General features: G+C 70.7%; 13 protein-coding genes. 5 read left to right on the top strand and 8 right to left on the bottom strand.

Translation table 11 applies throughout. The features are described 5' to 3' along the window. Positions 1 to 34 precede the first annotated feature (34 nt). A complete protein-coding gene (locus ACOKM3_RS35350; protein ID WP_426905309.1) occupies positions 35 to 1,261 on the bottom strand; it encodes an MFS transporter in 1,227 nt (408 codons plus the stop codon). Beyond that, a complete protein-coding gene (locus ACOKM3_RS35345; protein WP_426905307.1) occupies positions 1,258 to 1,845 on the bottom strand; it encodes a helix-turn-helix domain-containing protein in 588 nt (195 codons plus the stop codon). Before ACOKM3_RS35345 ends, ACOKM3_RS35350 begins: the two co-directional genes overlap by 4 nt. Here ACOKM3_RS35345 and ACOKM3_RS35340 point away from each other — a divergent pair. After that, on the top strand, positions 1,844 to 2,365 hold the full coding sequence (locus ACOKM3_RS35340; RefSeq protein ID WP_426905306.1) for a GNAT family N-acetyltransferase: 522 nt from the start codon (positions 1,844 to 1,846) through the stop codon (positions 2,363 to 2,365). The genes ACOKM3_RS35345 and ACOKM3_RS35340 overlap by 2 nt on opposite strands. 19 nt (positions 2,366 to 2,384) lie before the next feature. Here the strand turns inward: ACOKM3_RS35340 and ACOKM3_RS35335 are convergent, their stop codons facing one another. After that, positions 2,385 to 2,759 carry an ANTAR domain-containing protein gene (locus ACOKM3_RS35335; RefSeq protein WP_426905304.1) on the bottom strand — a complete coding sequence of 125 codons (375 nt, stop codon included), beginning with the start codon at positions 2,757 to 2,759 and terminating at the stop codon, positions 2,385 to 2,387. Between the two features lie 324 nt (positions 2,760 to 3,083). Here ACOKM3_RS35335 and ACOKM3_RS35330 point away from each other — a divergent pair, with 324 nt between their 5' ends. The 3 genes from ACOKM3_RS35330 to ACOKM3_RS35320 all read left to right on the top strand — a co-directional run bounded on the left by ACOKM3_RS35330 (position 3,084) and on the right by ACOKM3_RS35320 (position 8,388). Continuing rightward, positions 3,084 to 4,040: a helix-turn-helix transcriptional regulator gene (locus ACOKM3_RS35330; protein ID WP_426905303.1), complete on the top strand. Its 957-nt coding sequence runs from the start codon at positions 3,084 to 3,086 to the stop codon at positions 4,038 to 4,040. A gap of 240 nt (positions 4,041 to 4,280) precedes the next feature. Further along, entirely contained in the window at positions 4,281 to 5,879 is a 1,599-nt protein-coding gene (locus ACOKM3_RS35325) for a carbohydrate-binding protein (RefSeq protein ID WP_426905302.1), read from the top strand. A 145-nt stretch (positions 5,880 to 6,024) separates the two neighbouring features. Further along, positions 6,025 to 8,388, top strand: coding sequence for a phosphoketolase family protein (locus tag ACOKM3_RS35320; RefSeq protein WP_426905301.1), 2,364 nt, complete (start codon positions 6,025 to 6,027; stop codon positions 8,386 to 8,388). 15 nt (positions 8,389 to 8,403) lie between these two features. Here the strand turns inward: ACOKM3_RS35320 and ACOKM3_RS35315 are convergent, their stop codons facing one another. From ACOKM3_RS35315 to ACOKM3_RS35300, 4 genes are read right to left on the bottom strand one after another with little or no spacing between them, the layout of a single operon-like run. After that, positions 8,404 to 9,636 (bottom strand): Gfo/Idh/MocA family protein, encoded by a 1,233-nt coding sequence (locus ACOKM3_RS35315; protein WP_426905300.1) that lies wholly within the window; start codon positions 9,634 to 9,636, stop codon positions 8,404 to 8,406. 7 nt (positions 9,637 to 9,643) lie between these two features. Continuing rightward, positions 9,644 to 10,477 carry a carbohydrate ABC transporter permease gene (locus tag ACOKM3_RS35310; protein WP_426905299.1) on the bottom strand — a complete coding sequence of 278 codons (834 nt, stop codon included), beginning with the start codon at positions 10,475 to 10,477 and terminating at the stop codon, positions 9,644 to 9,646. Further along, positions 10,470 to 11,459, bottom strand: a complete 990-nt coding sequence (locus ACOKM3_RS35305; RefSeq protein ID WP_426905298.1) for a carbohydrate ABC transporter permease — start codon at positions 11,457 to 11,459, stop codon at positions 10,470 to 10,472. The genes ACOKM3_RS35310 and ACOKM3_RS35305 overlap by 8 nt, the downstream gene beginning before the upstream one ends. Continuing rightward, positions 11,459 to 12,757 carry an ABC transporter substrate-binding protein gene (locus tag ACOKM3_RS35300; protein WP_426905297.1) on the bottom strand — a complete coding sequence of 433 codons (1,299 nt, stop codon included), beginning with the start codon at positions 12,755 to 12,757 and terminating at the stop codon, positions 11,459 to 11,461. Before ACOKM3_RS35300 ends, ACOKM3_RS35305 begins: the two co-directional genes overlap by 1 nt. Positions 12,758 to 12,995: 238 nt before the next feature. Between ACOKM3_RS35300 and ACOKM3_RS35295 the strand changes: the two genes are divergently transcribed. Beyond that, positions 12,996 to 13,811: a YhjD/YihY/BrkB family envelope integrity protein gene (locus tag ACOKM3_RS35295; protein WP_426905296.1), complete on the top strand. Its 816-nt coding sequence runs from the start codon at positions 12,996 to 12,998 to the stop codon at positions 13,809 to 13,811. A 9-nt stretch (positions 13,812 to 13,820) separates the two neighbouring features. Here the strand turns inward: ACOKM3_RS35295 and ACOKM3_RS35290 are convergent, their stop codons facing one another. Continuing rightward, complete coding sequence (locus tag ACOKM3_RS35290; RefSeq protein WP_426905295.1) at positions 13,821 to 15,224, bottom strand: DUF2252 domain-containing protein; 1,404 nt, start codon at positions 15,222 to 15,224, stop codon at positions 13,821 to 13,823. Positions 15,225 to 15,231 lie beyond the last annotated feature (7 nt).

Below are 15,231 nucleotides of genomic sequence, written 5' to 3'. Positions count from 1 at the left end.
CCCGCGCCTCAAACGCCGGCGGGGCTGGATCTGCTCAATCGCCGCAGGGGCTTGAATTGCTCACCTTGGGCATGGAGCGATCTGTCTCAACAACAGGCTCCCCCGCCCACCGGGGAAGGACTGTCAGCGCCCCCGCCACCACCAGCGCCCCACAAACCACCCCACTCGCCGCGCCCCAACCCCCCACCCCGACAAGCGGCGCCGCCACGCCCGCTCCGAGGGCTCCCGCCAGGAAGTACAGGAGCAGGTAGACGCCGCTGAGGCTGCCGCTGCGGGCCGGGTCGATGGACATGACGCGGGTCTGGTTGGCGGCCTGGGCCGTGAAGCAGCCCGCGTCGACCAGGGCGAGGCCCGCCGCCGTCACCGCGGGCCGGTCGAGCCCCGTGCACAGCAGCGCCGCTCCGACGGCCGCCACCCCCATGCTCCCGGCGATCACCGCACGCGGCGAGTACCGGTCCCCCAGCCGCCCGGCCACGGGCAACGCCGCGAACCCGAGCGCCCCGGCCAGGCTGTAGAGGCCGATGTGCGCGGCATCGAGCCCGTACGGCGGCTGCGCGAGCCGCACCGTGAGCGCGACCCAGACGAGGCTGAAGGCCAGGTACCAGAGGCTGCCGGTCAGCACCGCGAGCCGCAGCGCACGGTGCCGACGCAGCAGTCCGGGCAGCGCGGCGAGGGTGCCGAGGTACCCGCCGCTGCCGGCGCCCTCGGGCCGCTCCCCCGGCAGCCGCACCCACGCGGTCGCCCCGCACACCACCACGAGCCCCGCGAACGCGAGCAGCATCCCCCGCCAGCCGAGCGCGTCCGCGAGCGCCCCGCCGACGAGCCGGCTCAGCAGGATCCCCGCCGACATGCCCGCCGCGACGCCCGCGACGGCCGTCCCGCGCCGCTCCCCCGGCACCCCGCGCCCGGCGATCGTGGACGCCATCGCGCTGACGCTCGCCCCCGCGCCCACCATCACGTACGCGAGGAGCAGCAGGCCGAGGCCGGGGGCGCAGGAGGCGAGCAGCAGGCCCGCCGTGAGCAGCGCGAGCTGTCCCGCGACGAGCCGGCGCGGCGCCGCCCGGTCCGCGAGCGGCAGCAGGAAGGCGAATCCGGCGATGCATCCGCCGAGCGCGGCCGTTGTGACGAGGCCGATGGCGGCGGCCGAGGAGCCGGTGTCGCGGGCGACGTCGCCGAGCGCCGGCTGGATCGCATAGTTGTTGGCGAGCGCCACTCCGGCGGTGCAGGAGAGCACCGCGACGCCTCCACGCGGCAGCCTCACGGCGCCTCTCCGCGCACGAGGACCACGGCGTAACGGCAGTCCTGCCGCGTGGAGTTGGCGAAGACACAGGCCGTGGGCGGGCCCAGTTCGACCGTGTCGCCCGCGTCGAGTTCGTGCACGACGTCGCCCTCGTGGAACGTCAGGTGTCCTTCGAGCGCCCAGATGATCTGGCGGTGGAACGCGAACGCCGCGGCGGGGTAAGGGACTTCGGCCCCGGCCGGCAGCCGGATCTCGGCCACCTCCGCGGGGAAACCGGGCCCCGACACCTGCCGCCGCGCGTATCCGGTCTCCGGGTCGTGCCACCGCGGCGCCGCCTCCGCGCGCCGCACCCGTTCCTCGGCCGACCCGGGCTCCGGTTCCGGCTCCGGGTCGAGGAGCGTCGCCACGCTCAGCCGGAACGCCGCCGACAGCTTGCCGAGGATCACGGCGCTCGGGCTGCTCTCGCCGCGCTCGATCCGGTGGATCATCGCCCGCGACACCCCGGACTCCTCGGCCAGCTCCGCGAGGGTCCAACGGCGCCGGTCCCGCTCCACGCGGATCCGGGCACCGATGCGCTCCACCAGGGGGTCTACGATATTGGACATGGTTCTACGATACGAGACACGGGCCCCGGCGGTGAAGGTCCGCCCGGCCCACGAGGACGACCTGGACGCCGTCCTCGCCATCCGCAATCACGCCATCGAGCACGGCACGGCGCTGTGGACGGACACGCCGCAGTCCCGCGAGGAGGGCGCGGACTGGCTGGGCGCGCATCTCGAGCGCGGTTCGGCCTACGTGGCCGAGATGGGCGGGGAGGTCGTCGGGTTCGGTGTCTACGGGCCCTGGAAGGCGTACTCCGGCTTCCGGCACACCGTGGAGAACTCCGTGTACGTCACCGGCGGCCACCAGGGGGCCGGCATCGGTTCCGCACTCTTGACGACGCTCGTCGAATCGGCCACCGCGGCGGGCCTGCACATCATGATCGCCGGGATCGAGTCGGGCAACACGGCCTCGATCCGCCTGCACCAACGGCACGGTTTCGAGCATGCCGGAACGGTCCGCGAAGTGGGGACCAAGTTCGGCCGCTGGCTCGATCTGACGCTCATGCGGCGGCAGTTGAGCTGACCGGCCGCGGCCGCCGCCCTCACTCCGCGGACTGCTCCGACGACGGCGACGACGGGGGCCGCAGCGCGGCATAGCGCGCGCAAGCCCGCTGCAACTCCATTCGCTCCTCGTCCGGCAGGAGGCCGCCCTGGGCGAACTCCAGGAGGTGCTCGGCCACCAGGTTCAGCTTGACGTTGGTGCGCTGCGACACGTCGCGCAGCACGCGCCACGCGTCCTCGGGCGGGATCCGGCCCAGGACGACGACCACCCCGATCGCCTGGTCCACGAGGGCGTGCGAGGTCACGGCCTGCTTGAGCTGGGCGACCTCCGTGTGCAGCCGTTCGTGCTCCTTGGCGAGGTCGGTGGCGGACAGGAGGGTGAGCGGCCGCGTCGAGGACAGCATGAAGAAGGCCATGGGGCCACCAGGTTCGGAAGCGGGAGCGGGCAGGGCGTTCACCTTTCTCAGACTGCGACGGGAGCGCCGGGCAATCACAAGCACTCTCGACCCGTAGCCGCCACGGTACTTGGGCAAGAGAAGGGCCGACATCCTGATGCTCGGGCCTTCCGCACGGAACTCGCAGTCCTCTGAGCGAAGTGTCGGGCGGAGCTTCATCCAGTAAACGAAAAGCGCAGGCCGCACGCCCTCGCAGGTACGCGCCGTGGCAGGTGCGCCGGCGCCCGTCGTAAAATCACCGCACCGGGCATATTCAGTGGGGATTCTGCGGGGAGCGCGGCGCACATGGGAACACTGCATTTCGACAGCAGCGACCTTGAGGTCACCGAGGATTTTCTCAGTCGTCACTATGCCCGGATGCGCATCGGCAACGGCACCCCCGAGTCCAGCCGGGCGCGGATCAGGCGCGAGGAGATGCCGGGGGTGACCGTCGACGAACTCGACCTCGACTTCGACATGCGCTACGCGGTGACGCCGCTGCAGAAGATCTGCCTGTGCCTCGTCCACGACGGCACCGTCCAGGATCACGCCTTCGGTGACGTCGAGGACGCCTTCGGCCCCGGCGACATGGTCTCCTTCGCCCCGCCCGAACTGCCCTACGAGGGGCGGATCTGCGGCGCCCGGTACAACATCACCATGCTCGACCCCGACCTCCTGAACCAGGTCGCGGCCAACGTTCCGGGAGCGGAGCCGGGGCCGGTCCGGCTCACCGGCCACCGGCCCGTCTCCGATGCCGCGGCCCTGCACCTGAAGCGGACCATCATCCACGTCCGCGATCACGTGCTGGCCGACCCCGAGGTCGCCGCCGAGCCGTTGGTCACCTCGACCGCCGCCCAGCACCTGGCCGCGAGCGTGCTGATGGCCTTCCCCAACACCGCGCTCATCCGGCCCACCGGGACGGACCGGCACGACGCCCACTCCGCGACACTGCGGCGCGCCGTCGCCCATATCGACGCGCACGCGCAGGAGCCGCTCACCGTCGCCGAGATCGCGGCGGCGTCCCATGTCACCGTCCGGGCGCTGCAGTACGCCTTCCGGCGGCATCTGGACACCACGCCGCTGGCCTATCTGCGCCGGGTGCGGCTCGCGCACGCGCACGACGAGCTGCGGGACTCCGATCCGGCGAGCACGACGGTCACCGCGATCGCCGCGCGGTGGGGCTTCCACCACTCCGGCCGCTTCGCCGCGCTCTACCGCGACGCCTACGGACGCACCCCGCTCCAGACGCTGACCGGGACCTGAGGCCTGCCGGGGCCCGGGTCGGACGGCCTTCCCACCCCCTGATCCATTACTGACCCACCCCTTGATCGTTCATATTCACGAACAACGATCACATACATAGCCGTTGACGCGGACACGACGCCAGCTCTACCGTCACGTCGACCGCCCGCAGAAAGGGCTTTCCCCGGCCTGATTATGGCGCCTCCGGACGGTCGCGTTCACGGATTCGAACCAGTCACCTTCAGCACCTGGAGACGAACGATGAACTTACGAGCCGCGAGACCCCTCGTCACCGTCACCTCCGCCGGCCTCCTGGCCGGCGCCCTCGTCGCCCTGTCCGGCACCTCCGCCCAGGCCGCGACCACCCGCTACCAGGCCGAGACCTCCCCGGCCGTGTGCACCGGCGTCGTCGAGACCGAATGGTCCGGCTACACCGGCTCCGGCTACTGCAACGCCACCAACGCCAGTGGCGCGTATGCCCAGTTGACGGTGGACTCGCCCGCCGCGGGCACCGCCACCCTCACCGTCCGCTACGCGAACGGCACCACCACCGCGCGGGCCACGGACATCGTGGTCAACGGCAGCACGGCGTCCTCGACCTCGTTCGCGGGCACCGGGGCGTGGACGACGTGGGCCACGAAGACCGTGACCGTGCCGGTCAAGGCGGGCAGCAACACGATCCGCCTCAACCCGACCGCCTCCGCCGGGCTCCCCAACATCGACTACGTGGATGTCGACGCGCCGGTGGGCGACACCACCACCCCGCCGGCGAGCGACGCCCTGTACGTGTCGCCGACCGGGACCGACGGCGCGGCCGGTACCGAGTCCGCGCCCACCACGCTCACTTCGGCGATCAGCCGCGTCACCGCGGGCGGCACCATCTACCTGCGCGGCGGCACGTACGCGTACTCCTCGACGGTCACCATCCCCGAGAGCAAGAACGGCACCTCCTCCGCCCGCACCAAGCTGACCGCCTACCCGGGCGAGAAGCCGGTCCTCAACTTCTCGGCGCAGAGCGAGAGTTCGACCAACCGGGGGCTCGCCCTCAACGCCTCGTACTGGCACCTCAATGGGATCGTCGTGGAGCGCGCCGGGGACAACGGCATCTTCGTCGGCGGCAGCAACAACGTCATCGAGCGCACGGTGACCCGCTTCAACCGGGACACGGGGTTGCAGCTCGGCCGCATCGCCTCCACGACCCCGCAGTCGCAGTGGCCGGCCAACAACCTGATCGTGAGCGCGGAGTCGCACGACAACGCCGACTCGGACGGCGAGGACGCCGACGGGTTCGCCGCGAAGCTGACCACCGGCGCGGGCAACGTGTTCCGCTACGCCGTCTCGCACAACAACATCGACGACGGCTGGGACCTCTACACCAAGTCCGACACGGGCCCCATCGGGCCGGTGACCATCGAGGACTCCCTCTCGTACAACAACGGCACGCTGAGCGACGGCACCGTGAACGCGAACGGCGACCGCAACGGGTACAAGCTCGGCGGCGAGGACATCGGCGTCAACCACATCGTGCGCCGCAGCATCGCGTACAAGAACGGCAAGCACGGGTTCACGTACAACAGCAACCCGGGCTCCATGGCGGTGTCGAACAACCTCAGCATCGACAACCCGCAGCGCAACTTCGCCTGGGACGAGGGCACTTCGGTGTTTCGGAGCAACACCTCGTGCCGGTTCTCGGTCTCCGGGTCGAACGACAAGACCGTCGGCAACGCGGACTCCACGAACCAGTTCTGGACCGGCACCAACGGTTCGCGCTGCGCCTCCTACAGCGGCGCGCTCGCCTGGTCGTACACGGCGGACGGCAAGCTCGTCGTGACCCTCGGCGGCAAGCAGGTCTCCCTGTAGCCACGCGTCACCCGACTCGCCCCTCCCCTGGGGCGGGTCGGGTCCGCGACCCGGCACCATGGCCACAAGGGCTCTTCGTGCGCGGCCGGGAGGGCGGCAGACTGGCGGCGCCGAGTACATCTCTGCCGCTACCGATGGAGCTGCCATGGCGAAGGATCTGTCCAAGCACCAGGCCGCAGCGCTCGACGCGCACTGGCGGGCCGCCAACTATCTCGCGGCGGGCCAGATCTACCTCCTCGACAACCCACTCCTCACCGAGCCCCTTGCCCCCGAGCACATCAAACCGCGCCTTCTCGGCCACTGGGGCACCTCCCCCGGCCTCAACCTCGTGCACACCCACCTCAACCGTGTCATCAAGGAGCGCGGCATCGACGCCCTGTGCGTCTGGGGTCCAGGCCACGGCGGGCCCGCCGTGCTCGCGAACTCCTGGCTGGAGGGCACGTACGCGCAGGTCTATCCGGACGTCTCGCGGGACGCCGCAGGGATGGGGCGGCTGTTCAAGCAGTTCTCCTTCCCCGGCGGGGTGCCCAGCCACGTCGCGCCCGAGACGCCCGGCTCGATCCACGAGGGCGGCGAACTCGGCTACTCCCTCGCGCACGCCTACGGCGCCGCCCTCGACAACCCGGACCTGCTGGTCGCCTGCGTGATCGGCGACGGCGAGGCGGAGACCGGGCCGCTCGCGACCTCCTGGCACGCGAACAAGTTCCTCGACCCGGTGCACGACGGGGCCGTGCTGCCGATCCTGCACCTCAACGGCTACAAGATCGCCAACCCGACCGTGCTCGCCCGCATCCCCGACGCCGAGCTCGACGAGCTGCTGCGCGGGTACGGGCACGAGCTCCTGCACGTGACGGGGGACGATCCGCTGCGGGTCCACCGCGATCTGGCCCGCACCATGGACCAGGCCCTCGACCGCATCGCCCGCATCCAGCGCGAGGCCCGCGAGGGCAGGACGAAGGACCGCCCGCGCTGGCCGGTGATCGTGCTGCGCACGCCGAAGGGCTGGACGGGCCCGGGGACCGTGGACGACGAACCCGTCGAGGGCACGTGGCGCTCCCACCAGGTGCCGCTGCCCGGCGTCCGCGAGAACCCGGACCACCTGCGGCAGTTGGAGGCGTGGCTGCGCTCCTACCGCCCCGAGGAACTCTTCGACGCCGAGGGCCGCCCCACCGAGCAGGTCCTCTCGTACGTGCCCGAGGGCACCCGGCGCCTCGGTGCCACGCCGCACGCCAACGGCGGGCTGCTGACCCGCAAGTTGCCGATCGCCCCGCTGGAGCGCTTCGCGGTCCCGGTCGACAAACCGGGCACCGCGCTCCACGAGCCCACCCGGGTGCTCGGCGATCTGCTGGCCCAGGTCATGCGGGACACCGCGGACCGCCGCGACTTCCGCATCGTCGGACCCGACGAGACGGCGTCCAACCGCCTCCAGGCCGTCTACGAGGCCACCGGAAAGGCCTGGCAGGCGGGCACGCTCGCCACCGACGAGGACCTGGCGCGCGACGGACGCGTGATGGAGGTCCTCTCCGAACACCTCTGCCAGGGCTGGCTGGAGGGCTACAACCTCACGGGCAGGCACGGACTGTTCTCCTGCTACGAGGCGTTCGTGCACATCGTCGACTCGATGGTCAACCAGCACATCAAGTGGCTGAAGACCTCGCGGGAGCTGTCGTGGCGGGCCCCGCTGCCCTCCCTCAACTACCTGCTGACCTCGCACGTCTGGCGCCAGGACCACAACGGCTTCTCGCACCAGGACCCCGGCTTCGTCGACCACGTCCTCAACAAGAGCCCCGACGTCGTACGGGTCTATCTGCCGCCGGACGCCAACACGCTGCTGTCGGTGGCCGAGCACGTGCTGAACAGCCGGGACTACGTCAATGTCGTGGTGGCCGGGAAGCAGCCGTGCTTCGACTGGCTGTCCCTGGACGCGGCCCGCGCCCACTGCGCGCGCGGCGCGGGTGTGTGGGATTGGGCGGGTACGGAGGACGGCAGCCGCGAGCCGGACGTCGTCCTGGCGTGCGCGGGCGACGTGCCGACGCAGGAAGTCCTCGCCGCGGCGGGCCTGTTGCGCACGCACCTGCCCGAGCTGGCGGTGCGCGTCGTGAACGTCGTCGACATGACGCGGCTGCTGCCCAAGGACGAACACCCGCACGGGATGCCGGACTTCGAGTACGACGCGCTGTTCACGGCCGACAAGCCGGTGATCTTCGCGTACCACGGCTACCCGTGGCTGATCCACCGTCTCGCGTACCGCCGCACCGGCCATGCGCACCTGCACGTACGCGGCTACAAGGAGTCGGGCACCACGACCACGCCGTTCGACATGGTCGTGCGCAACGATCTCGACCGGTACCGGCTGGTCATGGACGTCATCAACCGGGTGCCCGGGCTCGCCGTGCGGGCCACGGCGGTGCGCCAGACGATGGCCGACGCCCGCACGCGGCACCGCGCGTGGATCCGCGAGCACGGCACGGACCTTCCGGAGGTCGCGAACTGGTCGTGGACGGGGTGAGCGTCCCCGGGTCGCTCAGCTCTGGCCGCCCGTGAACCAGTCGGCGAGTTCGGGCGCGAGCCGCGCCACCGTCACCGGCCGCCCGTCGGCCCGCAGCGACTCCGTGGCGGCGACGCCCGCCGCCACCGCCTCGCGGGCCGCCACGGGGCTGGTGTCGGTGGCGCCGCCCTCGCGCACGAAGCGCAGGAACTCGGCGACGAGCAGCGGGTCGGAGCCGCCGTGCCCGCCCTCGCCGGGCGAGGGCATCGGGACGACGAGGTCGGCGTCGGCGCGGTAGCCGCTGCGCCGCTTCCAGACGCGGACCTCGGCGCTCTCGCCGTGGTCGCCGAAGTTCTCCAGGCGGCCCTCGGTGCCGATGACCGTGTAGTTGCGCCAGTAGTCGGGCGTGTAGTGGCACTGCTGGTAGCTGGCGTGGATGCCGCCTTCGAGGCGCATCACCATCATGGAGAGGTCCTCGACGTCCACGACCGGGTTGAGTCCGGTGAGGGACTTCGGAGGCCAGTTGTTCTCGGGGTCGTACCAGTCGGGCATGGTGGCGCCGGGTGCCTGCCCCGAGCGGTCGGCGATGTCCCCGTACACGGTGAGCCCACCGAGCGCGCTGACCCGCTCCGTGTAGGCGCCGGCCAGCCAGTGGATGACGTCGAGGTCGTGGGCGCCCTTCTGGAGGAGCAGTCCCGTGGTGTTGCGGCGGTCGGCGTGCCAGTCCTTGAAGTAGAAGTCGCCGCCGTGCCCGACGAAGTGGCGGCACCACACAGCCTTGACCTCGCCGATCTCGCCGCGCTCGATGAGCTCGCGCATGACGCGGACCACGGGCATGTGCCGCATGTTGTGGCCCACGTAGAGCCGGGAGCCGGAGGTGCGGGCGGCCGCCAGGACGCGGTCGCAGCCCTCGGTGGTGATGGCGAGGGGCTTCTCGACGAAGACGGCGACCCCGGCTTCGAGGAGGTCGACGGCGAGGTCCTCGTGGGTGTGGTCGGGCGTGATGACGAAGACGGCGTCGAGGTCCTCGGCGTCGAGCATGGCTCGGTGGCCCTCGTAGGTGTGCACGTCGTCGCCGAACCACTCGCGGGCCCGGTCGAACATGCCGGGCGAGATGTCGGCGACGGCCACCACGGCGGAGCCCTCGCCGGGGTGGTGGGCCTCGCGGGCGACGGTGGCGCGCAGGCCGAGCCCGATGACACCGAGGCGGAGGTCGCGGGTGCGCTGCGGTTCTTCCGTACGGATGTCAGCGGTCAGGTCGGTGGTCATGCGTGGTTCAGCCCTTCATGCCGGAGAAAGCGATGCCCTGGATGAACTGGCGCTGCATCGCGACGAACACCACGATCACCGGGAGCGTGGCGAGCAGGGACCCGGCCATCAGCACCGGGTACTCGGTGAGATGGGCGCCCTGGAGCGAGGCCAGGCCCGCCGACAGCGGCATCTTCGCCGGGTCGGTATTGACGATCATCGGCCACATCAGGTCGTTCCAGGACCACAGGAACGTCAGGATGCCGAGCGCGAGCAGACCCGGGCGGGCCAGCGGCAGCGCGATGCGCCAGAAGACGGTGAAGGGGTTGGCTCCGTCGAGCCGGGCCGCCTCCTCCACCTCCTCCGGGAGCCCCATGAAGAACTGGCGCAGCAGGAAGGTGCCGAACGCGGAGAACATGCCGGGGACGACGAGCGCCTGCATGGAGTCGAGCCAGCCGAGGTTCTGCATGATCTGGTACTGCGGCAGCAGGAAGAGCTGTCCCGGAACCATCAGGACGGCGAGGAACCCGAGGAAGATCGGCCCGCGCCCCGGGAAGCGGATGCGGGCGAAGGCGTACGCGGCCATCGAGCACAGCAGCAGCTGCGCGGCGGTCCGCAGCAACGCCATGACGACGGTGTTCACGAACTGCCGGGCGAACGGGACGCCGTCGAAGACCTTGGCGTAGTTCGTGAAGTCCCAGTGCGCGGGCAGGATCGTCGGCGGCACGCGCACGGACTCGCCGAAGCTCTTGAAGGAGGTCAACAGCTCCCAGAGCAACGGGAACACGGTGATGACGGCGCCGAGGATCAACAGGACATGGGCGGGCCAGAGCCGCCCTTCGCGCGCGACGGCCTTACGCATAGTGGACCCACTTCTTCTGAAGCCTGAACTGGACGGCGGTCAGCGCCATGATGAGGACGAACAGCACGCACACGATGGCCGCGCCGTAGCCGCGCTGATTGTCGAAGAACGCCTTCTGGAAGAAGAGCATCACGACGGTCTGCCCCTCGCCGTAGGCGGGGTTCTGCAGCGAGTTCTGGGTGTTGGCGCCGATGATCAGGTAGACGAGGTCGAAGACCTGGAGCGACTGGATCACCGAGAGCACGGTGGTGAAGAACAGCGTGGGGCTCAGCAGCGGCATGGTGACCGAGAAGAACTGCCGTACGCGGCCCGCTCCGTCGAGGGCGGCGGCCTCGTAGTAGTCACCGGGGATGGACTGGAGCCCGGCGAGCAGCAGGATCATGTTGTACCCGACGGTCATCCACACACCGACGACGGCGACCGCGATACGGATGGTGTGCGGGTCGGACACCCAGTGGGTGCCGTCGATGCCGATCGTGGACAGCGCGTGGTTGAGGATGCCGGCGTCGCCGTTGTAGAGCCAGCGCCAGACGACCGCGACGGCGGCGGGCATGGTGACGACGGGCAGGAAGTAGAGGGTCCGGTAGATGCCGGTGCCGCGCAGCCCCTTCAGGTTGAGCAGGACGGCGATGACCATCGAGAGCGGGATGCCGAGGAGGACGAGTCCGGTGTAGACGGCGGTGTTGCCGAGCGACTGCCAGAACTCCGGGTCGCCCACGAGGGTGCGGTAGTTGGCGGCCCCGATCCAGGTCGTCCCGCCGAAGGCGCCCCATTCGGTGAAGCTGTAGTACATCGTCTGCACGACGGGCCACAGGTAGAAGACGGCGAGGCCGAGCCCGGCCGGGGCGATGAGGGCGTAGCCCCACCACTTGTCGCGGTGCCGGAAGCGGCGCTCGCGGCGCTTCAAATCCCGCTGGTTCAGCGGTTGTTGGTGACTTCGCTGCGCGGGAACCGCCGCTTTCGGCTGCGTGTCGACGCTCATCAGGCCCTGCCCTTCCTCTCCTGCGCGAGCAGCTGGTTCATGGCGTCCGCGAGGGAGTCGGTGGCGGAGTCGAGGCTCTCGACGCCGCTCCACGCCTTGGCGAGCCACATCTGTTCCTTGTGCTGCCAGGCGGCGCTGTTGGCGGAACCGGGAAAGGGCACCGCGTAGTCGAGCGCGTCCAGGTGTGCCGTCAGGTTGAAGCTCGGCATCCCGGCGGCCCACGGCTTCGCGGTGCCGTTGCGGGCGGGGATGGCGGTGCCGTACTTGCCCTGGAGGAGGGAGATGCGTTCGGTGCCGAGGAAGCGGACGAAGTCGCGGGCGAGTTCGGGATGCGGGGTGCGGGCGTACACGACGTTGGCGAGGCCGTGCAGCACACCGGCACGGTGCTTCCCCCTGGGCATCGGCGCGACGTCGACCTTGGCGCGCAGCTCGCGGTCCGCGTAGAAGGTCGCGGCGTTGTAGGACGCCTCGTAGGTCATGGCCAGCGTGCCGGACTGGAACATCTGGGTGGGGTCGGTGTCGGCCATCTGCTGGAGGGTAGGCGAGGAGCGGTAGCGGTGGATGAGGTCGATCCACAGCCGCAGCCCTTCGCGGGTCCGCTCGTCGGCGTACCCGGATTCCCGCTTGTCGTCGGAGATGACCCAACCACCGGCCTGGGGTATGGAGTTGTAGTAGTTCTCCTGCGCACGGACGGGCGCCCCCACCCCGTAGATCCCGCGCGTTCGGTCGGTGAGCCGCTGGGAGTGCTCGATGAGGTCCTGCCAGGTCCAACTGGCGTCCGGATACGGCACCTTGGCCCGGTCGAAGAGTTCCTTGTTGTACCAGAGGGCGACGGTGTCGAAGTCCTTCGGAGCGCCGTACTGAGTCCCCTTCCAGCGGTAGAGGGAGACCAGGTCGGCCGGGAAGTCGGCGGTCCGCAGCACGGCGTCGTCGCCCTCGGTGTCCAGGGGAAGCAGCTGCCCGGCATCGGCGTACATGCCGAAGTTGGGCCCGTTCATCCAGAACACGTCGGGCGCGGAACCTCCGGTGCAGGCGGTGCGCAGCTTCGTCCAGTACGTGCCGTTCGGGGTCAGCTGGACGTCGACGCTCACGCCCGGCCGTGCCCGCTCGAAGGCCCGGGCCGCGCGCTGCATGGCGGGCAGTTGGTAGACGTCCCAGACGCCGTACGTGAGATGGCCGCGCCGCGCGTCGCCGCCGGCGGCGTCCGAGGCGTTCGACGAGGAGGGGCCGCAGCCGGACGTGAGCGGCGCCGCCGCGAGTGTCGTGGCGGCCGCGGCGAGGAGAGAGCGCCTGCGCACAGGGGGCCTTCCTGGAGAAGGGTCGACCGGAATGCAAGGACGCTATTTGCTCGAAGTTGATGGGTCAAGGCTTGTTTCGATCACCTTTAAGCAAACGTGGGAGCGAACGGGAAGAATACGGGCACGCGACGGTCGACAGCGGGCGACGTGTCACCCGGCGCGGGCGACGTGCGTCCGGGACGTGGGCCAGACAGTGCCCGGGCAGGAGTGCTTGTCCCCCGTCCGGGAGGGCGTTGTCATGACGATCACGGATGCCGCCCGGCCCCTGGCGGGCCGGATCATGCAGCAGCTGGTGCACGTCACCATCCTGGACATGGCGACACGCCTCGCGGCGCAGGCCTTCCTCGCCGCCCTGCCGATGCTCATCGCCCTTGCCTCGTTCTTTCCGCAGCCGGTGCGGCACGAACTCCTGCGCTCACTGCGTACGTTGCTCGGGGCGTCCGGGCCGGTAGTGGCGCAGGCCGAGCGGCTGACCGGGGGCGGCGACTCCGCCCTGCACAGCTGGGGCGCGGCCGGCGTGCTGGTCGCGCTGCTCTCGGCCACCGCGTTCGCCCGGGCCCTGCAACGGCTGTGCGAGCGGGCCTGGGACGTACCCCGGTCCGGGGTGCGCATCGCGGCGTGGCGGTGGGCGGTGTGGCTGCTCGTGTGGGTGGCGATGCTGATCGTGCAGGGCGCGCTGCTCCGGGCGTTCGGCGCGGGCGCCGTCATCGGCTACCCCTTGCAGTTGGCGGCGGCCGTCCTGATGTGGTGGTGGACCCAGCATCTGCTGCTCGCCGGCCGGGTGCCGTGGCTGCCGCTGCTCCCGGGGGCGGTGCTGACCGGGGCGGGAGTCGTGGCGTTCTGCGGGGTGTCGGGGCTGTGGCTGCCGCGTGCGCTGCGGATGAGCACGGACCGCTACGGGGCGCTCGGGTCGGTGTTCACCGTGCTGTCCTGGCTGATCGTGTTCTTTACCGTGGTGGTGTTCGGCGTGGCCGTCGGGCGCGTCCTGGCCCAGGAGGAGTTCCTGCGGCACAGGTTCGGCACCGCGACGGCCACCGGCTCAGGCTCAGGCTGAGGCTCAAGCTCAGGCTGAGGCCACCGTCACCCTGCCGTCCCGCGCGGCCGCGGCCAGCGCCTCGTGGTCCCGCTCGTTCTGGTCGGCGTAGGCCTCCGCGAAGCGGGCGAGCGCCTGGTCGAAGCGGTCGGAGCGGCCCAGGTAGGCGGCGAGGGCGACACGGTCACCGGAACGGGCGTGGGCGCGGGCCAGCGTCGCGCCGCACGCCCGGCCGAACAGGCCCATGACGCGCGGGGTCATCAGGTCCGCCTGCGGAATCACCTTCCAGTCCCTCAACTGCCGTACGTAGAAGTCGCGTTGCTCCCCGTCGATCCCTTCCACCCGCTCCCAGCCGAGGAACATGTCACCGGCCGCCTGCATGAGGCGCTGCCCGACGACGACGCGTTCCCCCTGATTGTCGTGGTCGCTCTGCCCCGCGAATTCCGCGAGCACGGACGTCCCCGCCTCCTTCGCCTGCAACAACAGCGGATCCCGGTCATCGCGGCCGAGCAGCAGAATGATCCAGCAGCGGGTGCCCACACTGCCCACGCCGACCACTTTGCGCGCCATGTCGACGACCTGGTACTGGGAGAGCAGCGCCCTGCGTTCCGCGCTGAGCGTGCGCGCGTACCGCTCGATCAGGTCCATCAACTGCGCTTCCAGCTGCTTGCGTTCGACGCCCGGCAGTAGCTGGTCGAGCGGGGTGATCAGGGGCGGATCGGCGGCGATGCGCAGTTCCCCGTCGACGACGTGGGCGAGCTTGTCCAGGGCCTGGATGTGGTCGTGGCTGCGGGCCTTGCCGAGCGCATGCGACATGCGCCGCCTGGTGCGGCCGTCCAGCTTCGCGGACACCGTGGCGTACAGCTCGTCCGCCTCGATCCGCGAGTACCACACGTCGAGCGTGCGCATCCCGGCGAACCGCTCCATCGACTGCCGGTACGAGGCCGCCATGATCTGCACGACGCGCTCCCGCTCCGTGCGGCCGAAGCCGTTGCCGCGACCCGCGATGACGAGGCTGGCGGCGAGCCGCTTGACGTCCCACTCCCACGGCCCGCGCAGCGTCTCGTCGAAGTCGTTGACGTCGAACATCAGGTGCCGCTCCGGGGAGGCGAGCAGCCGGAAGTTCAACAGGTGGGCGTCTCCGCACAGTTGGGCGCGCATGCCGGTGACCGGGGTGTGCGCCAGATCGGACGCCATGATCGCGGCCGCGCCCCGGAAGAACCGGAACGGCGACTCCAGCATGCGCCCGTAGCGGATCGGGATCAGCTCCTGGAGCCTGCTCGCCGACTGCTTCTCCAGGATGTCGACGGGATCGGGGCGGTCGGCGGCGGGGGTGTAGGCGTCGTGTCCGGAGCGCGGGACCCGGGACCTCGCGGACCTGCCCGTGCTCGCCCGCTCGCGCGCGGTGCGGCGCCTGCTCGTCGTCTCGGTCATGGCGGAG

It is taken from the genome of Streptomyces nidicola (genome assembly GCF_050106155.1).
GTDB lineage: Bacteria > Actinomycetota > Actinomycetes > Streptomycetales > Streptomycetaceae > Streptomyces.
This window is presented reverse-complemented; position numbering and strand designations above follow the sequence as displayed.